Here is an 18,522-nt window from a genome sequence, read left to right on the forward strand (position 1 = left end):
CTCTCCGCTCAGTAATGGGCGATCTGGGTCTGCTTGACCAGGTCCTCATACAGCCGCGCGTAGGGTTCCACCGCCTGGCACCAGTTGAAGGGCTGGGTCATCGACAGGCAGCGCATGGCGTTGAGCAGGTGCTTTTTGCCATACACATAGAAGGCGCGGCTCAGCGCTTCGCGGTAGCTGTCCAGGGTCGAGTCGTTGAACAGGAACCCGGTGACGCCGTTCTCGATGGTGTCGGCCAGCCCGCCGGTATTGCGCGCCACCGGCAGTGAGCCGAAGCGTTGCGCGTACATCTGGCTCAGCCCGCACGGCTCATAGCGCGATGGCATCAGCAGAAAATCGCTGCCGGCGAACATCCGCCGGGCATCGGTTTCGTTGAAGCCGATGCGCACGCCGATGCGGCCCGGGTGACGCAGTGCCAGCTCGCGCATGGCCTGTTCTTCCTCGGGCTCGCCACGGCCGATGATGGCGATCTGGCCGCCTTGCTCGACGATGTAGTCGGCCACGCCCAGGGTCAGGTCCAGGCCTTTCTGGTAGACCAGCCGCGAGACCACGGCGAACAGCGGCCCCTTGGACGCGTCCAGGCCGAACAGCTCGCGTACCTGCTGGGTGTTGCGCGCCTTGCCGTCCCAGTCATTGAGGCTGAAGTTGTGCACCAGGTGCCCGTCGGTGGCCGAATCCCAGCTCTCGTCGATGCCGTTGGGGATGCCGCCGAGCAAGCCTTGCTGGGCCTTGCTGGCGAGGAAACCGTCGAGGCCGCAGCCGAACTCGGGGGTGGTGATTTCCCGGGCGTAGGTGGCGCTCACCGTGGTGATGTGGCTGGAGTAGGCCAGGCCCGCCTTGAGGAACGACAGCTTGCCGTAGAACTCCATGCCTTCCTGTTGCATGGCGTGGTCGGGGATCGCCAGCTCCGGGCTGCAGGCGCGGCTGTACACGCCCTGGTAGGCCAGGTTGTGGATGGTGAACAGGGTCGGGGTGCTCAGCCCGCGCCAGTGCATGTAGGCCGGGGCCAGGCCGGCCGGCCAGTCGTGGGCGTGCACCAGGTCGGGGCGCCAGTGGGCCATGCCTTCACCGGCGGCAATTTCTGCGGCGGCCAGGCCCAGGCGGGCGAAGCGGATATGGTTGTCTGGCCAGTCGCGGCCGTTGTTGGCGCCGTAGGGGGTGCCTTCGCGCTGGTACAACTCGGGGCAGATCAGCACATAGATCACCAGGCCGTCGGCCAGGTCCATGCGGCCGATCTTGCACGGTGGCAGTGCCGCGTGGCCGCCCAGTTCACCGACGATATGGATGGGGTTGTCGCTCTCCATCACCTGGGGGTAGCCGGGGATCAGCACCCGCACATCGTGCAGGTGGGCCAGAGCCCGTGGCAGGGCGGCGGACACGTCGCCCAGGCCGCCGGTCTTGACCAGGTCGGCGATTTCCGAGGTGACGAACAGGACCTTGCGCTTGTTGGGGTTGTGCTGGCGCTGGGCGCCGGGTGCCTTGACTGTCGGGGCGAGGCTGGGTGGCAGCGGCTCGCGGCTATCCGATTTGAATGCATCTACGTGAGGTTCGACAGCGGCACTGATCATACTTCTCTCCGTCCCTTGTTTTTGCGGGTGCGGGCACCCGTTGCGTTATTTCGTGCTGGTTCTCTCTGATCGGTGGTGCATCTTCGTAGTGCGGTCCTTGCCCGATATCGGTGCGCGCAGGCACGGCACGCTCGGCAATCCGGCCGAAAAGCGTGTAGACGGGTGGGGGTGGGTGGGCCTGGCGTGAGGAAGTCCCTTTGCGTTGGCCTACTTAGCTCCTGACCTGCCCGCATTTCGGAAAGTTCGACTTTTTTACGTCACTTTTTCCGAGCAAAACGCGGGCCGAATCTGGAGTGTAGGGGACGAAACGACATTCTTGTGACTTGCTGGTCATCTTTCTGCTGACCGTTCGTCCCCGCAAACGTTGGCGGGTGTTACAAAATTTGTACAGGTAGGGAAGTGCCTGGTCGGCGGGTAGGGCGGGGGGTGAAAACGGGCAGGGCGGGGAGCCGCTCGGCTCCCTGCGCAGGGGCGGTGACTCAGAGGCTGGCGGGCTTGCCTTGCAGGCGGGCCTGTTCCAGCAGTTGGTTCAAGTGCGCCACTTGCTGGCGCAGCTGGTCACGTTCGTCCTTCAGCTGGCGCAGTTCATCACGGCGTACGGACACGTAGAGGGTCTGGGTGGGAGTGGCAGGCATCAGGGTACCCATGAGCACACCTCGCAGGGCTGGCTGGTGACAAATCAAAGCGTAGTCGCTTCACGCGGCGCGCATTCTGAATTCTTTCCCTGGCCATGGGAACTTTTTTGTTTATCGTGGTCTCGCCGTTCGTCGGTGAACCCTCTGCGGGTACGCTGGACTAATCTGAAATCCTTAACGGCTGTAATCCATTTCTAACGGGAGCGTCACCACATGCAACTGGGAATCGTCGGGCTGGGCCGCATGGGCGGCAATATCGCAAGGCGGCTGATGCGCGCCGGCCACCGCACCGTGGTGCATGACCGCAACCGTGAAGCGATCACCGGGCTTGAAGGCGAAGGTGCGCAAGGGGCTCACGACCTTGGCGCGCTGGTGCAGAAGCTCAAGGCGCCGCGCGCGGTGTGGGTCATGCTGCCGGCGGGCGAGCCCACCGAGCAGACCATCGCCCAGCTGGCCGAACTGCTGGAGCCGGGCGATGCGATCATCGACGGCGGCAACACCTTCTATAAAGACGACATGCGCCGCGCGGCCGAGCTGGCCAAGCGTGGCCTGCATTACCTGGACGTGGGTACCTCCGGTGGCGTGTGGGGCCTGGACCGTGGCTACTGCATGATGATCGGTGGCGAGAAGGAGGTGTTCGAGCGCCTGGAGCCGCTGTTCAAGGCCCTGGCCCCCGGCGTCGGCGACATCCCCCGCACCCACGGGCGCAGCGGTGAGCACGAGCGCGCCGAGCACGGCTACATCCACGCCGGCCCACCCGGCGCCGGCCACTACGTGAAGATGGTGCACAACGGCATCGAGTACGGCCTGATGCAGGCCTACGCCGAAGGCTTCGACCTGCTGCGCAGCAAGGGCGGCGACGAACTGCCCGAAGACCAGCGCTTCGACCTCAACCTGACCGAGATCGCCGAAGTGTGGCGCCGTGGCAGCGTGGTCACCTCCTGGCTGCTGGACCTGACCGCCGACGCCCTGGTTGCCGACCCACAGTTGTCCGCGTTCAGCGGTTCGGTGTCTGACAGTGGCGAAGGGCGCTGGACCATCGATGCCGCCGTGGAGCAGGCAGTGCCGGTGCCGGTGCTGTCCAGCGCGCTGTTCGCCCGCTTCCGCTCGCGCCAGCAGCAGGGTACTTACGGTGACAAGATCCTCTCGGCCATGCGCCTGGGCTTCGGTGGCCACGTCGAGAAGAAAGGCGAATGACCAAACCAAACATCCCTGCCGCTCCACCCTGCACCCTGTTCCTGTTCGGCGCCAACGGCGACCTGGTCAAGCGCCTGCTGATGCCGGCGCTGTACAACCTCAGCCGTGATGGCCTGCTGGACCGCAACCTGCGCATCGTCGGGGTCGATCACAATGCGGCCAGCGCCGAAGCCTTCGCCGAGCGCCTGCATGCCTTCATGCTGGAGCGTGACCAGGGCCGCGAAGGCAGCGAGCGCTGCCTGGACGACAAGCTCTGGGCGCGCCTGGCCAAGCGCCTGGACTACCAGACCGGCGACTTCCTCGACCCGGCGACTTACCAGGCCTTGGCCAAGCGCATCGACAAGACCAGCCACGGCAATGCCATCTTCTACCTGGCCACCTCGCCGCGCTTCTTCCCGGAAGTGGCCCAGCGCCTGGGTGATGCCGGCTTGCTCGACGAGTCCGCCGGGGGCTTCCGGCGGGTGGTGGTGGAGAAGCCCTTCGGCACCGACCTGGCCAGCGCCGAAGCGTTGAACGCCCGCCTGCTGAAGGTGATGAACGAGCGGCAGATCTACCGCATCGACCATTACCTGGGCAAGGAGACGGTGCAGAACATCCTGGTCAGCCGTTTTTCCAATGGCCTGTTCGAGTCGTTCTGGAACAACCATTACATCGACCACGTGCAGATCACTGCGGCAGAGACCGTCGGCGTCGAGACCCGCGGCGCCTTCTATGACAGCACCGGCGCCCTGCGCGACATGGTGCCCAACCACCTGTTCCAGCTGCTGGCGATGGTCGCCATGGAGCCGCCAGCCGCCTTTGGCGCCGATGCGGTGCGTGGCGAGAAGGCCAAGGTGATCGGCGCCATCCGCCCGTGGACGACGAAGATGGCCCTGAAAAATTCGGTGCGTGGCCAGTACACCAGCGGCAAACAGGGGCGCAAGCCGCTGGCCGGTTACCGCGACGAGCCCAATGTTGGCAAAGACAGCCAGACCGAGACCTACGTCGCCCTTAAAGTGATGATCGACAACTGGCGCTGGGCCGGCGTGCCGTTCTACCTGCGCACCGGCAAGCGCATGAGTGTGCGCGACACCGAGATCGCCATCTGCTTCAAGCCCGCGCCTTATGCGCAGTTCCGCGAAAGCGAGCTGGAGCGGCCCAAGCCCAACTACCTGAAGATCCAGATCCAGCCCAACGAGGGCATGTGGTTCGACCTGCAGGCCAAGCGGCCCGGGCCGGAGCTGGTCATGGAAAACGTCGAGCTGGGGTTTGCCTACAAGGACTTCTTCAAGATGACCCCGGCGACCGGTTACGAGACCTTGATCTACGACTGCCTGACGGGCGACCAGACCCTGTTCCAGCGTGCCGACAACATCGAGAACGGCTGGCGCGCGGTGCAGCCGTTTCTCGATGCCTGGGCCAGCGAGGCGGGTGAAGTGCATGGCTATGCGGCCGGGGAGGATGGCCCGGAGGCTGGCAACGAGCTGCTGACCCGCGACAAGCGCGAGTGGCACAACTTGGGTTGAGGGTTGCCTGCATCGCCGCGTCCACATGTGCTGCGGGACCACTGTAGGAGCGGCCTTGCCGGGGCGCCGGACCGGCCGGAAAGGGCTGCAGAGCAGCCCCGGCAATGTTGAGGTTTGCTCAGGAACCGGGGCCGCTGCGCGCCCCATTCGCGGCACAAGGCCGCTCCTACACAGATCAGGCCATCATCTGTATTCCAGCGGAACGAGCACCCTCAACCAGGCATCCAACCTCAGGCCCACCCGCCAAAGGAGCCCCGATGCCTGCCCTCATCGAAGACTACGCCCTCATCGGCAACTGCCGCAGCGCCGCGCTGGTCAGCCGCGACGGCGCCATCGACTGGCTGTGCCTGCCACGCTTCGACGCCCCGGCCGTGTTTGCGGCATTGCTGGGCAACGAAGAAAACGGCCGCTGGCGCATCGCCCCCAGTGACCCAGTGGAGCACTGCACACGCCGCTACCTCGACGACACCCTGGTGCTGGAAACCCACTGGACCACCGCCAGCGGCCGGGCCCGGGTGCTCGACTGCATGCCCCTGGGTGACAGCAACGCCATCGTGCGCATCGTCGAGGGCCTGGCGGGCGCAACCGCGTTCGAGATGGACCTGGTGCTGCGCTTCGACTACGGCCGCAGCGTGCCCTGGGTGGAAAAGCTCGACCCGCTGACCCTTAGCGCGGTGGCCGGCCCCGACCGGCTGATACTGCGCAGCAGTGTCGAAGCCCATGGGCAGGACCATCACAGCGTTGCGCGTTTTCGCGTGCGCGCTGGCGAGCGTCAGGTGTTCAGCCTTTGCCACCAGCCCTCGCACCTGCCCGTGCAGCCCGGGTGCGATGTCGATCATGACCTGGCGCAGACCATCGCCCAATGGCAGGCCTTCGCCGCCCGCTGCCCGGACGTCGGCCCCTACACCCATCTGGTGCGCCGCTCGCTGCTGACGCTCAAGGCCATGACCTATGCGCCCACTGGCGGCATGGTCGCCGCCGTCACCACCTCGCTGCCCGAGCGGGTGGGTGGCGAACGCAATTGGGACTACCGCTACTGCTGGCTGCGTGACGCCACCATGACCCTGCTGGCCCTGATGAACCTTGGCTACTTCGACGAAGCCCAGGCCTGGCGCGAATGGTTGCTGCGTTCGGTGGCCGGCAACCCCGAGCAGATGCAGATCATGTACGGCCTGGCGGGGGAGCGTGACCTGCCCGAGTTCAGCTTGCCCTGGCTGGCGGGCTACGAGCACTCCCGGCCGGTACGCGTCGGCAATGCCGCCTCGGAGCAGTTGCAGCTCGATATTTACGGCGAACTCGCCGACGCCATGACCCAGGCCATCAAGGGCGGCCTGCCGCGCCATCCGCGCAGCTCCGCCATCGCCCGGCTGATCCTGCCCTACCTGGAAAGCATCTGGCGCGAGCCTGACGAAGGGCTGTGGGAGGTGCGCGGCGGCCGTCAGCATTTCGTGCATTCCAAGGTCATGGCCTGGGTCGCCTTCGACCGCGCCGCCAGCCTGGCCGAGACCACCGAGGAAGACCGCGAGCGAGGCAGGCACTACCGGCGCGTGGCCGACCAGATCCGCGCTGAAGTCTGCGCGCGTGGCCTGGACCCTTCCGGGCAGCACTTCGTGCAGGCCTATGGTTCGACCGAGCTGGACGCCAGCCTGCTGCAGATTGCCCTGACCGGTTTTTTGCCGGCGGATGATCCGCGCTTTCTGCGCACCCTCGAGCAGATCGAACAGCGCCTGCTGCGCAACGGCCTGCTGCTGCGCTACGACAGTGACAGCTGCAGCGATGGCCTGACGCCGGGGGAGGGTACGTTCCTGGTGTGTTCGTTCTGGCTGGCGGATGTGTATGTGCTGCTCGGGCGCCAGCAGGATGCGCAAACGCTGTATGAGCGGTTGACCGGGTTGTGCAATGACGTCGGGCTGCTGGCCGAGCAGTACGACCCGGTGGGTAAGCGGATGCTGGGGAATTTTCCGCAGGCGTTCAGCCATATCGGGATTATCAATACGGCGTTGAATCTGCACCGGGCGCGGTGTCCGGTGCGGGATAGGGCGCATAGGGCTGGTCGGGATAGTGGGTGAGGGCTACCAGGTGCCTGCCGTTGTTTTTGCAGCGCCTATGAGATCGAGCGCCGCCCGCGCGGCGCATCGCTGGCAAGCCAGCTCCCACAGTTTGTTTCGGGCCAGTTACTCCTGTGGAAGTACCGGCGCCTGCCTTGGTGCATGCCTTGAGACATGTGGGGCGGCGGCAATGCCCACACTGAAACCGCGTCGTACCAACAAGGCGGACAGTGATGAACATGCAGGAGTAATTGGCCCGAAACAGATGTGGGAGCTGGCTTGCCAGCGATGCGCCGCGCGGGCGGCGCTCGATCTCGAGGGCGCTGAAGATCAATCGCCAGGCATCAGGTAACCCAGACTCAATCCGAAGACGAGCGCCAGATCGCTATGACATGATGGCCGCCCCCGCGCACATACGCGCCTGCCATGAGAGGGACTGCTCAATGACTTCGTCGCCCCCCGACGGCCTGCCGGTCTACCGCCTGATCACCGGCAAGGACGACGCCAGCTTCTGCCAGCGCATTTCGCAGCTGCTCGCCTTGGGCTACAAGCTGCATGGTTCGCCCAGCGTCACCTTCGATGCCAACCTGGGCCACGTGATTGCCGCCCAGGCGGTGCTCTGGCCGACCATGAAAGAATGAACGCAATCACCCTGCGACAGGCTCTCGTCGAGGATGCCGACGCCATCGCGGCGCTGGTCAGCGAAGCCTACAGCCCTTACATCGCCAGAATTGGTCGCGAACCGGCACCGATGCTCGACGATTACCAGCAGGTCGTGGACGAGGACGATGTGTTTGTTGCCACGCTGGCCTCGCGCATCGTCGGGCTACTGGTCATGCGTCGGGAAGAGCGCGAGCTGCTGTTGGTGAACGTCGCCGTTTTGCCCGCATGCAAAGGGCAGGGCATCGGGCGGATGCTGATGGACTTCTGCGAGGCACATGCCCGCGCCGCAGGGTGTGAGGCTATCCGGCTCTATACCCATGAGCGGATGACCGAAAACATCGCGATCTATGCCCGACTGGGCTATCACGAGACGCATCGGGCTGCGCAGGACGGGTTTGAGCGGGTGTTCATGCGTAAGTCATTGCTGTAACCACGGCCTGCGCAGCCCTTTCGCGACACTGGGGAATATCCCGCAGGCGTTCAGCCATATCGGGATTATTAATACGGCTTTGAATCTGCACCGGGCGCGGTGCCCGGTGTTGGATAGGGCGCAAGTGGCTGATCGGGAGAGTGGGTGAGGGCTGCCAGGTGCCTGGCGGTGTTTTTGCAGCGCTCTCAAGATCGAGCGCCGCCCGCGCGGCGCTCGATCTCATAGGCGCTGCAGACCTGTCGCCAGGCATCTGGTGGCCCACACTCGATCCCCAGACGGACGCCAGATCGCTAAGAGGCAGACAACTGCAAAGCGCCCCCCCGCTACCTTGCCCGCCTCACCAAAGCAGCCCCCGCACAAGCCGCCGCAATCGCCAAAATCCCCACACACTGCAGCAGGCTCAACGTCTCTCCGAGCACCAGCCAGCCGGCAATCGCCCCGGCAGCTGGCGAGGCGCTGAGCAGTACGCCGAACACGCTCGGCGGCAGGTGGCGCATGGCGAACATGTCCAGCAGGAAGGGCAGCGTGCTGGACAGCAATGCCACTGCCAGCCCCACGGCCAGCACCGTGGGTTGCAGCAGCTGGCTACCGGCCTGCAACGCGCCCAGCGGTACGCCGAGCATCGCCGCCACCAGCATGCCGCTGGCCACCGCCTGGCGGCCATGCACCGCCACTCGCGTGCCCAAGGTCACGTACAGCCCCCAGGCCAGCGCGGCGGCCAGGGCATAGGCCACGCCGCGCAGGTCCAGCCCGTCTGCACCGGCACCCCAGGGCAGCAGCACCAGGCCGAACGCCGACAAGGCGATCCACAACAGGTCGATGCGCCGCCGCGAGCTCAACAATGCAACGCCCAGTGGGCCGATCACTTCGATCGACACCGCGATACCCACCGGGATGTACAAAAACGCCCGGTAGATCAGCAGGTTCATCAAGCCCATCATCAGCCCGTAGCCGACCAGGTCGCGCAGGTTGGCCTGGCGCCAGATGCGCCACGGGCGCAGCACTACCAGTAGAATCAGCGCCGAGAGGCCCAGGCGCAGCGCAGCCACGCCTTCCGGCCCCACCAGTGGAAAGATGGCCTTGCCGACGGCGGCGCCCGATTGCACTGACACCAGCCCCAGCAGGGCGGCAAGGATGGGGGTGAATGCCCCCGGGTTGGCTTGGCGCACAACGACCTCCACGCAGATTCGTGGCAGGATTCTACTGCGCCGGCCCCGAAGCATTGGCTGTATAACGCGCCGCAGGATGAGTGAATTGCTTTTTTCGGACCCTGAACATGAATGATTTGCCCAAGCGCCCGCTCGACAGCTTCGACCAGGCGATCCTGCGCATGCTGCAACAGGACAACAAGACCTCGCAGCGGGTGATCGCCGAGGCCATCGGCCTGTCGACCCCCGCCGTGCAGCGGCGCATCACCCAGCTCGAAGCCAGTGGGGTGATTCTTGCCAATACCGCCGTCATCGCCCCGGAAGCGCTGGGCCAGGAACTGACCGCCATCGTCGAGTCGCGCCTGTGCGACGACCGCTCACTGGTGATGGACCGCGCCAAGCGCTACTTCGCTGGAGTACCGGAGGTACAACAGTGTTACTTCGTCAGTGGCGGGGTGTCGTTCATCATCGTCATGCTGGCGCGCAACGTCGCGCATTTCGAAAAGCTGGTCAGGCAACACTTTGCCGACAACGACGATATCCAGACCTACCGTACGCTGATCGTGCTGGACAAGGTCAAGGTGGGGTTGGGGGTGGCGTTCCAGGCTGATGCCGGGTAGCAGGAATATATGTGACGCATCGAGTCACACATGATACTTTGCTGTCTGTGACTCATGGGGTCACACTCGCGCCTCTCGCACTGAATGGATACGGCGCGCCCCATGATCATCAGCTTTCGCCACAAAGGACTGCGGCTTTTCCACGAAACGGGCAACACCCGCGGCATCCAGGCTGCCCACGCCCAGCGCTTGAAGCGCCAACTGCAGTTTCTCGATAGCGCTCTCGTCGCCGACGACATGAGTGTGCCGGGCTGGCAGTTGCACCCACTCAAGGGTGAGTTGGCCGGCTTCTGGTCAGTCAGCGTGTCAGGCAACTGGCGGGTGGTGTTTCGCTTTGCGGGTTTTGATGTCGAATTGGTCGATTATCTCGACTATCACTGATCAGGAGGCTTTCCATGGCTATGTTCAACCCGCCTCACCCCGGTGAAACCCTGCGCGAGGACGTGTTACCCGCGCTGGGCCTGACGGTGAAGGCCTTCGCTGCGCACCTGGGCTTTTCCCGCGAAGCGCTGTCCCGTGTACTGCATGGCCGGGCGGCTGTCTCTCCCGACCTTGCCGTGCGCCTGGAGATGGCCGGCATCAGCACCGCGCGGCTGTGGCTGACCATCCAGGTCGACTACGACATCTGGCAGGCGCGACAGCGCCAGCAACCAGTGATCACGCGGCTGCACCAGGCTGCCTGAAGCGCCGCGATCAGAAGATATCCGAACGGGTGGCAAGGTGATCAAAACGGCCTATCCTGCCTACTGATCCCGAGGCCAGGGAAAAGGGCCGTGCAGGCCCTTTTGCCTTTTTGATGACAGAAGGAGCCTGCCATGCCCCGCCACGCCGCCAGTCCCCAATCCCATGACGCCGGTCTGCTGCGCTGGATCGGCGAAGCATTCACTGCCACCGAGCGCCAACACATCCTGGTTGAGGCCCTGGCTACCCGTAACAACAGGCTGGTGGCCCCCTACAGCAGCGATGATTATCGGGTGACGTTCGAAGACGAGCAGGTGCTGATCGAGCGCCATGACGAAAAGGACCGGCCTGCTGTGCGTGTACCGCTGGACGTATTCATCGCGGCACTGCGAGCAGGGCAGCAGCCCGACGCCTGACCGTGCAGCCCTCTTTACACATCGCTGTCACTGACCACGCAGTGCGCGACGCCTTTGACACCACTGGCGTGGGCACTCACATGGCGCACCTTGAACCCTGGGCTCTGCACTGTTGCCTTGGGCGTCCAGCCATCGCCGTTGTCCACCTGGTAGCTGATTGAACCGTCGGCATGCCAGGCCAGGCGCAGGCCGTACTGGTCGTTGCGATTGGGCGCGTTGAGGAAGTGATCGCTGATGACGGCCGTGTCGTTGACATAGGTGCGCAGGTGGAACGTGCGCTGATCGCTGCCGTTGCTCTGCGGTGAGCTGGACAGGAACAGGGTGTAGTCCTCGCGCTCGTCCTGGGCGGCGGCGAGGATCACCGAGGGCACCCATTTGTCGCCGGTGTGGTTTTCCTCGATGCTCACCTTGCAGGTCAGTTGACCGCGGTCGCCCACGTATTCACGCAGGAAATTCTCGTAGTGACCGTATGGCACATCGAACGGCAAGCGTTGGCCTGGCGTGCAGCCAAGCAACAGCCCAAGGCCAGACATACCCAGTGTTCTTGCGAGATGCTTCACGTTGCGTTCCTTGCTTTGGAAAGGGTATTTGCCAAGGCTCAGCCGTGCACGGGCCGCAGGAAGCTGCGTTCGTAGCTGAGGATGAAACGCTGCTCGGTGGCCAGGGCAAAGGCGGCGATGCACTCGGGGTCGGTTTCCGACGCCGTGCGGTACTGCTCGTAGGCGGCCAGGCTGGGGAAGCTGAACAGGGCGTAGGCGACGTTGTTGGCGCCTTCGCTGGGCAGGAAGTAGCCGTGGTGAGTGCCGCCCATGCGATTGACCAGGCCAATCCACAGCTTGCCGTAAGCCTCGAAAGCAGGGATTTGATACGGGTCGATGATGTACTTGAGGTGGCAGGTGATCATTGCACGCAATCCTTTGGGTGAGCCGGGGAGGCTCACCTTACAGGGGGCGGCGGCGGGCGTCGATGGGTGTTACGGCGTGTCCGCCTGGCGCCAGATCAGCTTCTCGGTGGGATAGCCTTGCTCGCGCGCCTGTTGCAGCAACTGCTCGCGGGTCTGGCGGCTGACCGTCGGGCTGCGCGACAGCAGCCACAGGTACTCGCGGTTGGGGTGGCCGACCAACGCCACGCGGTAGTCCGGGTCGTGGTACAGCACCCAGTACTCGCCCTTGGTCAGGTCGGGCGCCAGGCGGCTGAACCAGTTGTCGAAGCGCACCCACAGCTTGTCGGTGCGCCCGGACACTTGCGCCTGGGCGATGCCGTGGGCGCTGTTCCACTGGCCGTCCTGTTCCTTGCAGCGATTGTCGACGTCGATCCGGCCATCCGCGCGCAGCCCATAGCGCGCTTCGGACTGCACGCAATTTCGCTGGAAGAACATCGGCAGCCGCGCCAGCTCGTACCAGGTGCCCTGGTAGCGTTGCAGGTCGACTTGCTGGGTGGTGGGGGGCGGCGGCGGCTGCGCCGAGTTGGAGCAACCGGCCACTGCGAGGGTCAGGCAGGACAGCAGCAAAGCCGTGCGCATCGTCATGGGTACCTCCTGGCAAAGTGAAGGGTCACCTGATGTTCGATGCGCAGGCCGGGCAAAAGGTTTTACCGGATCAACGCGAAGTTTCTATGCGCAGCACTTCGGTGTAGATGGCGTCCACCGTCTGGTCGACCTTGAGGTTTTTCATGCGTTTTTGCAGCTCGGGGTCTTCGACCTTGACCACCTGCAGCTTGCCTTCCGGCGGCAGCAGGCTGACTTCGTGGGTGTTGAGGTCGATCTTCTTGATCTGCGAGGTGACCTTCACCTGACGGAAGGCTTCGCCACCGGGGTTGGGGTTGTCCTTGGTGGCGCGGATGGTGCCAGCCTCTTCCGAGGCTTTCGGTGCGCCGCCGACGTTGGTGTTTAGCACGTAGGCCACCGCGCGGGTCACATAGATGTCGACCTTGTCGCCGACCTTGAGGTTGGGCAGGGCCTTGGCTTGTTCCGTGAGCTGGAAGGTCACGTCCTTGTCATGCGGGCCCTTGACGGTGACCTGGCGGTTGGCCTGGTCGATGGCGGTAACTTGCGTGCTGACATGGCTTTCCAGTGCTTCGCTGGCGATCGGCAGTTGGGCGGCGTGGGCGGTGAAGCTGGCGGCGGACACTAACGAGGCGAGCGCAATGGCGCGGGCGAGGGAACGGGTTGGATTCATTGGCCTGTCTTCCTTGTGATCGATACCGGTGAGTGGCATGCGAGGTTCAAGCATAGTCACAGGTTGGCCAGTGTGTGAGCGACCTGGTGTCGCTGTGGCCTCAGGCCAGCGTGTGAGTGGCGGTCAGCCGCTGCGACTTGCCCTGCGATACCGTCGGGACCGGCACCGCATTCTTCGCCGCCAGCACCTCGGCCATCACGCTGACCGCGATCTCCGCCGGGGTCTTGCTGCCGATATGGATGCCGATCGGCCCGTGCAGGCGCTCAAGCGATTGCTCGGTCTCGCCAAAATGCTCGATCAGCCGTTCGCGACGCAGCTGGCTGTTACGCCGCGAACCGATGGCGCCGACGTAGAACGCCGGGCTGTGCAGGGCTTCGAGCAGGGCCAGGTCGTCGAGCCTGGGGTCGTGGCTGACGGCGATGACGCAGCTGCGCAGGTCGGCCCGGAAGGCGCGCACCACGTCGTCCGGCATGCCCGCGAGATGCTCGACGCCGGCCAGCGCCCAGCTGGCCAGGTACTCCGGGCGCGGGTCGCACACCGCCACGCGGAAGCCGTTGAACAGGGCCATGGTCGCCAGGTATTCGGCCAGCGCGCCGGCGCCGATCAGCAACATGCGGTAGCCGGGGCCGAGGGTGTTGCGCATGTGCTGGCCGTCGAAGCTGAACTGTGCAGGGGTGGCGGTGGCCTGTAGGGTCACGCTGCCGTCCTGCAGGGCAAGGTCGCGACATACCAGTTGGCCGCTGTCGAGCTGCTCGAGCAAGCGCTGCAACAGCTGGGGCTCGGGGTTGAATTCGAGGATCAGTTCCAGCGTGCCGCCGCACGGCAGGCCGAAGCGGTGCGCCTCGTCGGCGCTGATGCCATAGCGGACCACCTCGGGGGCGCCGACAGGCAGCCCGGGGCCACCGTGGGCGCTGGTGTAGCGCTGGATCAGGTCGTCTTCGATGCAGCCGCCGGAGACGCTGCCAACCACCCGGCCATCATCGCGCAAGGCCATCATCGAGCCCACCGGGCGCGGCGACGAGCCCCAGGTACGGGCCACAGTTGCGAGCAGCACGCGGTGACTGGCCTTGAGCCAGTCGTGGGCGGTGCGCAGGACCAGCAGATCGATGCTTTCCATGGTGTCCTCTTGTTGTAGCGCTCCTACAGGGCAGCGTTGGCTTAGCGCATATGCAAAATGATCGGGCTGCTGCTGGCCGGGTCGGTATGTTCACGCAACTTGCCGACCGCCTTGGCGTCCACGGCGCCGCCCTGGTTGCCCCAGGTCGCGCGGGCAAAACTCAACACCTCGGCAATCTCCCGGTCATTGAGCTGCTCACGAAACGCCGGCATGCGGTAGGCGTCGGGCACCCCGGCGGCGACGATGCGCTGCGAGCCGTTGAGGGTGATGTTGATCGCCGAGGCGTTTTCGCTGGCCAGCATCGAGGTGGCGCCCGCCAGCGGCGGCATCCACTCGGCCTGGCCCTGGCCATCCAGGCCATGGCAGCTGGCGCAGCGGGTCACGTAGGTGTGCGCGCCGGGCGCTTCCAGGCGGCTGGCGGCGGACACGGCCTGGTACTGCCAGGGCGCGCCGTCGCGCTGCGGGTCGCCCGGCAACGATTTCAGGTAGCGGGCGATGGCGGCCAGGTCATCGTCGGCCATGAACTGCGTGGAGTTGTTGAATGCCTCGGTCATCGAGCCGTACACCACGGCGTGCTGGTTGCGCCCGGTCTTGAGGAACTGCACGATCTGCGCCTCGCTCCAGCGGCCCAGCCCGGTGTTGGGGTCCTGGCGCAGGCTCGGCGCGTACCAGCCGTCGAGCAGGGCGCCGGCGAGGAAGGGCACACCGGCCTCGTCCAGCGCCTTCTCGTTGAACGCCAGGCCCCGCGGGGTGTGGCAACTGCCGCAGTGGCCGGGGCCCTGGACGATATAGGCGCCACGGTTCCACAGCGCATCCTGCCCGGGCTTCTGTGCATAGGGCGTGTTCGGCGCGAACAGGCCGTTCCACAGGGCGATCGGCCAACGCAGGTTCAGCGGCCAGGGGATGCTGCTGGCGATGTTGGCCTGGTTGGCCGGATGCACGCCCTGCATGAAGAAGGCATACAGCGCGCGCACGTCGTCGTCACTGAGCTTGGCGTAGGACGGGTAGGGCATGGCCGGGTACAGCCGGCGCCCGCCCGGTGCGACGCCGTGGCGCACTGCGCGGTCGAAGTCGGCCAGGCTGTAGCCGCCGATGCCGTGCTGGCGATCGGGGGTGATGTTGGTGGCATGGATCGCCCCCAAGGGCGTTGCCATCTCCAGCCCGCCGGCGAACGGCGCCTGGCCGGGCAGGCTGTGGCAGGCCACGCAATCGCTGAGCCGGGCGACGTACTCGCCACGGCTGACCAGCGCCGCGTCCACTGGCGTGTCGGCGCTGAAGGGCGAGGCAGGCTCGCGAGTGACGTACCAGGCCAGCAGGCCTGCCGCGACCAGGCACGGCAGGGCCAGCCAGCCCGCGATTGTTGCGAAGCGACGGTTGTTCATGGGCGGTCCTGTCGGGTCAGCTGAAGCTGTAGCGGCTAAGGGGCAGGCTGCGGATGCGCTGGCCGGTCAACCGCGCCACCGCGTTGGCCACCGCAGGCGCTACCGCCGGCAGTGGCGGTTCGCCTATGCCGCCCATCTTCGCGCCGCTCTCGACGATGCGCACATGCACCCGGGCCATGCGCGAAGGCGGCAGGATCGGGTACAGGTCGTAGTTGCGCGCCCTCGGCATGCCGTCGAGCCACACCGCTTCCTCCACCAGCGCCTGCGACAGCCCCAGGGCTACCGCGCCATTGACCTGGGCCTCGATGATCGCCGGGTTGACGATGCTGCCCGGGTCGATGGCCTGCCAGATGTCGTGCACCTTCACCTGGCCGTCGTCGATCGACACCTCGGCGATCACCGCCGCCTCCGAGCCGAACGGCGAGGCCATGGCCACGCCCCGGGCGCGCTTGCTGCCGTCTTCGGCGGTGAACGGCCCGCGCTTCCAGCCGCCGGACAGTTCGCCCACTGCTTGCAGCAGGTGGGTCAGGCGTTGGTTGTCGCGCAGCAGGTGCAGGCGCAGCTCGAACGGGTCGTGGCCGCCCTTGTCGGCCAGTTCGTCGAGGAAGGCTTCATAGAAGAAGTCGTTCAACGAATTGCCCACCGAGCGCCAGTAACCGAGCATGGCCGGGCCTTTCACATACACCTGCGCAATGCGCTTGTTGGCGATGGCGTAGGCCTTGCCCGACAAGCCTTCGAGGGCGGTGGGGTCGAGTTTTTCGCCCTGCTGGCCGGCCAGGGCTTCGGTGGGGCCTTCGGTGGCGCTGACGGCCTCGATGGCCACCGGGAAGCCTTCGGCGTCCAGCCCGGCGCGGAACTTGACCGCAGCCACCGGGCGCAGCACGTCGCGCAGGAACTCTTCCTCACGGGTCCAGATCAGTTTCACCGGGCGCCCGACCGCCTTGGCCAGGGCGACGGCCTGGGGGTAGGGGTTGGCCGAGTCGTAGAGGAAGTGCCGGCCGAAGAAACCGCCCAGCAACGGCGAATGCAGGGTGATCTGCGCAGCGTCGAGGCCGGTACGTTTGGCGATGTCGTCGCGGAACATGTCCGGCGCCTGGTTGGGCAGCCACACCTCCAGGGTGCCGTCGGGGTTGAACCGCGCGGTGGCGGACGGTGGCTCGAGCTGTGCGTGGTTGAGGTACTGGTTGTGGTAACTGGCCTCGACTGTGCTCTTGGCGCTGGCCAGGGCGGCGGCCACATCGCCTTCGTTTTCGTCGTCGCGGGGCGTGCCCGGCTGGCTGGCCAGGTGTTCAAGCCAGGCGGCGCTGGAAAAGTCCGCCGGCATCGGCCGCACCTTGCTGTCGGCGCCAGGCGCCTGCCAGTCCACCTGCAAGGCTTCGACCGCCCGTTTGGCATGCCACCAGCGTTCGGCGACCACCGCCACCGCACCGGGCAACTGATGCACCGAGTGCACGCCCTTCATGGCCTTGACCTGGTCTTCGTTGCGCAGGCTGGCCACCGTCATGCCCAGGCGCGGCGCATGTTGCACGGCGGCGTGGAGCATGCCGTCGAGCTTGACGTCGATGCTGTAGACGGCCTTGCCGGTGGACTTGTCGTAGGCATCCAGGCGCCGCACCGGCTTGCCGATCCAGCGGAACTGGCTGGGGTCGCGCAGGGTGATGCCGGCTGGGTCCGGCACCGGCAGGTCCATGGCGCGGCTGGCCAGTTCGCCGTAGCCCAGCGAGCGGCCCGAGGCGGCATGGATCACCTTGCCCGGCTCGGTGCCGAGTTCGCTCACCGGCACCCCCCACTGCTCGGCGGCAGCCTGCATCAGCATGGCCCGGGCCAGCGCACCGAGGCGGCGCATGGTCGGGTAGCTCATGCGCACCGACATGCTGCCGCCGGTAATGCGCATGCCGTTTTCCATCACCACGTAGGCCTCGCCGGGCGGGGCGCTGTCGACCACGAAGCTGGCGGGGTCGGCGTCCAGTTCTTCGCCGACGATCTGCGCCATGGCGGTGAAGGTGCCCTGGCCGCCTTCCATGAACGGGCTGAGCAGGCGAATGCTGCCGTCCGGGCGAATTTCCAGGAACGCCGGCACCTGGGTGCCGCGCTCGGCAGTCGCCGCCGCAGCCTGTACCCGTGGCGCGCCCAGTGGCAGGCCAAAGCCGAGCACCAGGGCGCCCACGGCGGTGCCGGCGAGGAAGCGGCGGCGCGACAGGTTGACGGTTTCGCCCACGGGCAGCTTGAGCAAGTCTTCGGGGGTGTCGATGCGCGTGCTCATCAGGCGTTCTCCCCTTGGGCCAGCGCATGCACGGCAGCATGGATGGCGTTGTAGGTGCCGCAGCGGCACAGGTTGACCATGGCCGCGTCGATCTGCGCATCGCTGGGTTTGGCGGTGTGCTTGAGCAGCGCGGTGGCTGCCATCACCTGCCCGGACTGGCAATAACCGCACTGCGCCACCTGGTGCTCGACCCAGGCCGCGACCACCCGCTTGCCGACGGCGTCGGCCTCGATCGCCTCGATGGTGGTCACCTCGCGGCCTACCACGCCGGCCACCGGCGTCACGCAGGCGCGCACCACGTTGCCGTCCACCAGCACCGAACAGGCGCCGCACTGGGCCAGGCCGCAGCCGTACTTGGTGCCGGTCAGGCCGAGATCGTCACGGATCACCCACAGCAACGGGGTGTCGGCTTCGGCGTCAACCTGGTAGGTCTTCTGGTTGATTCGTAGTTCCATGATGGTGGGCTCCATGGCTCATCGTGCGGATCATCGGTTGATGTCGGATCGTTATGGGCAGGGTGGCGCAGCGAGGCGCCGCCTCTGTTGGCAACAGTTGTCGAACCTGAGCGAACTTTAGTCCTGGGGAACCGGGTTTCCCATCCATGGGCCTGCAGGTTCAGAGGATCAGGCAAGCATTCCAGCGGATTGCGCTAGTGCGGCAGGGCAGTGCGGC

Annotated in this window: 20 protein-coding genes; 9 read left to right on the forward strand and 11 right to left on the reverse strand. The window is 65.8% G+C overall.

The features are described from left to right. Window positions 1-8: 8 nt before the first annotated feature. Window positions 9-1,568, reverse strand: coding sequence for a glycogen synthase GlgA (gene glgA, locus ACQ4N9_RS20870; RefSeq protein ID WP_390967831.1), 1,560 nt, complete (start codon window positions 1,566-1,568; stop codon window positions 9-11). 479 nt (window positions 1,569-2,047) lie between these two features. Beyond that, complete coding sequence (locus ACQ4N9_RS20875; RefSeq protein ID WP_167409825.1) at window positions 2,048-2,215, reverse strand: DUF6026 family protein; 168 nt, start codon at window positions 2,213-2,215, stop codon at window positions 2,048-2,050. A gap of 201 nt (window positions 2,216-2,416) precedes the next feature. Between ACQ4N9_RS20875 and gnd the strand changes: the two genes are divergently transcribed. The 5 genes from gnd (at window position 2,417) to ACQ4N9_RS20900 (ending at window position 8,046) form a co-directional block, all read left to right on the forward strand. Next, entirely contained in the window at window positions 2,417-3,400 is a 984-nt protein-coding gene (gnd, locus tag ACQ4N9_RS20880) for a phosphogluconate dehydrogenase (NAD(+)-dependent, decarboxylating) (protein ID WP_110993610.1), read from the forward strand. Beyond that, window positions 3,397-4,905, forward strand: a complete 1,509-nt coding sequence (zwf, locus tag ACQ4N9_RS20885; RefSeq protein WP_390967832.1) for a glucose-6-phosphate dehydrogenase — start codon at window positions 3,397-3,399, stop codon at window positions 4,903-4,905. Before gnd ends, zwf begins: the two co-directional genes overlap by 4 nt. A gap of 257 nt (window positions 4,906-5,162) precedes the next feature. Beyond that, entirely contained in the window at window positions 5,163-6,974 is a 1,812-nt protein-coding gene (locus ACQ4N9_RS20890; protein WP_390967833.1) for a glycoside hydrolase family 15 protein, read from the forward strand. A gap of 422 nt (window positions 6,975-7,396) precedes the next feature. Then, window positions 7,397-7,594 (forward strand): DUF1737 domain-containing protein, encoded by a 198-nt coding sequence (locus ACQ4N9_RS20895; RefSeq protein ID WP_390967834.1) that lies wholly within the window; start codon window positions 7,397-7,399, stop codon window positions 7,592-7,594. Beyond that, a complete protein-coding gene (locus ACQ4N9_RS20900) occupies window positions 7,591-8,046 on the forward strand; it encodes a GNAT family N-acetyltransferase (protein WP_390967835.1) in 456 nt (151 codons plus the stop codon). Before ACQ4N9_RS20895 ends, ACQ4N9_RS20900 begins: the two co-directional genes overlap by 4 nt. A 323-nt stretch (window positions 8,047-8,369) precedes the next feature. Here ACQ4N9_RS20900 and ACQ4N9_RS20905 read toward each other — a convergent pair whose 3' ends face one another. Then, window positions 8,370-9,215 (reverse strand): EamA family transporter, encoded by an 846-nt coding sequence (locus ACQ4N9_RS20905; RefSeq protein WP_390967836.1) that lies wholly within the window; start codon window positions 9,213-9,215, stop codon window positions 8,370-8,372. 107 nt (window positions 9,216-9,322) lie between these two features. On the opposite strand from ACQ4N9_RS20905, the gene ACQ4N9_RS20910 reads away from it, so the two are divergent. From ACQ4N9_RS20910 to ACQ4N9_RS20925, 4 genes are all read left to right on the forward strand, one after another. After that, window positions 9,323-9,814 (forward strand): Lrp/AsnC family transcriptional regulator, encoded by a 492-nt coding sequence (locus ACQ4N9_RS20910; protein ID WP_228711101.1) that lies wholly within the window; start codon window positions 9,323-9,325, stop codon window positions 9,812-9,814. A gap of 102 nt (window positions 9,815-9,916) precedes the next feature. Beyond that, window positions 9,917-10,195, forward strand: coding sequence for a type II toxin-antitoxin system RelE/ParE family toxin (locus tag ACQ4N9_RS20915; RefSeq protein ID WP_125463547.1), 279 nt, complete (start codon window positions 9,917-9,919; stop codon window positions 10,193-10,195). A gap of 14 nt (window positions 10,196-10,209) precedes the next feature. Further along, entirely contained in the window at window positions 10,210-10,497 is a 288-nt protein-coding gene (locus ACQ4N9_RS20920) for a HigA family addiction module antitoxin (RefSeq protein WP_125463548.1), read from the forward strand. A 132-nt stretch (window positions 10,498-10,629) separates the two neighbouring features. Further along, a complete protein-coding gene (locus ACQ4N9_RS20925) occupies window positions 10,630-10,911 on the forward strand; it encodes a hypothetical protein (protein ID WP_390967837.1) in 282 nt (93 codons plus the stop codon). A 14-nt stretch (window positions 10,912-10,925) separates the two neighbouring features. Here ACQ4N9_RS20925 and ACQ4N9_RS20930 read toward each other — a convergent pair whose 3' ends face one another. The 8 genes from ACQ4N9_RS20930 to ACQ4N9_RS20965 all read right to left on the reverse strand — a co-directional run bounded on the left by ACQ4N9_RS20930 (window position 10,926) and on the right by ACQ4N9_RS20965 (window position 18,305). Next, window positions 10,926-11,471, reverse strand: a complete 546-nt coding sequence (locus ACQ4N9_RS20930; RefSeq protein WP_390967838.1) for a hypothetical protein — start codon at window positions 11,469-11,471, stop codon at window positions 10,926-10,928. A 38-nt stretch (window positions 11,472-11,509) separates the two neighbouring features. Then, entirely contained in the window at window positions 11,510-11,815 is a 306-nt protein-coding gene (locus ACQ4N9_RS20935; RefSeq protein WP_125463550.1) for an NIPSNAP family protein, read from the reverse strand. A gap of 69 nt (window positions 11,816-11,884) precedes the next feature. After that, window positions 11,885-12,439, reverse strand: coding sequence for a lipocalin family protein (locus tag ACQ4N9_RS20940; RefSeq protein WP_390967839.1), 555 nt, complete (start codon window positions 12,437-12,439; stop codon window positions 11,885-11,887). Between the two features lie 70 nt (window positions 12,440-12,509). Next, the gene (locus tag ACQ4N9_RS20945; protein WP_323831305.1) at window positions 12,510-13,088 is read right to left on the reverse strand and encodes a hypothetical protein; all 579 of its coding nucleotides are present in this window, start codon (window positions 13,086-13,088) and stop codon (window positions 12,510-12,512) included. A gap of 100 nt (window positions 13,089-13,188) precedes the next feature. Continuing rightward, window positions 13,189-14,205, reverse strand: a complete 1,017-nt coding sequence (locus tag ACQ4N9_RS20950) for an XdhC family protein (RefSeq protein ID WP_390967840.1) — start codon at window positions 14,203-14,205, stop codon at window positions 13,189-13,191. 41 nt (window positions 14,206-14,246) lie between these two features. Then, window positions 14,247-15,587, reverse strand: a complete 1,341-nt coding sequence (locus ACQ4N9_RS20955) for a c-type cytochrome (RefSeq protein ID WP_390967841.1) — start codon at window positions 15,585-15,587, stop codon at window positions 14,247-14,249. A gap of 16 nt (window positions 15,588-15,603) precedes the next feature. Next, window positions 15,604-17,850, reverse strand: coding sequence for a xanthine dehydrogenase family protein molybdopterin-binding subunit (locus ACQ4N9_RS20960; protein ID WP_390967842.1), 2,247 nt, complete (start codon window positions 17,848-17,850; stop codon window positions 15,604-15,606). Further along, window positions 17,850-18,305 (reverse strand): (2Fe-2S)-binding protein, encoded by a 456-nt coding sequence (locus ACQ4N9_RS20965; RefSeq protein ID WP_279847007.1) that lies wholly within the window; start codon window positions 18,303-18,305, stop codon window positions 17,850-17,852. The genes ACQ4N9_RS20960 and ACQ4N9_RS20965 overlap by 1 nt, the downstream gene beginning before the upstream one ends. Window positions 18,306-18,522 lie beyond the last annotated feature (217 nt).

It is taken from the genome of Pseudomonas sp. ES1 (assembly GCF_050586605.1).
Classification (GTDB): Bacteria; Pseudomonadota; Gammaproteobacteria; order Pseudomonadales; family Pseudomonadaceae; genus Aquipseudomonas; species Aquipseudomonas sichuanensis.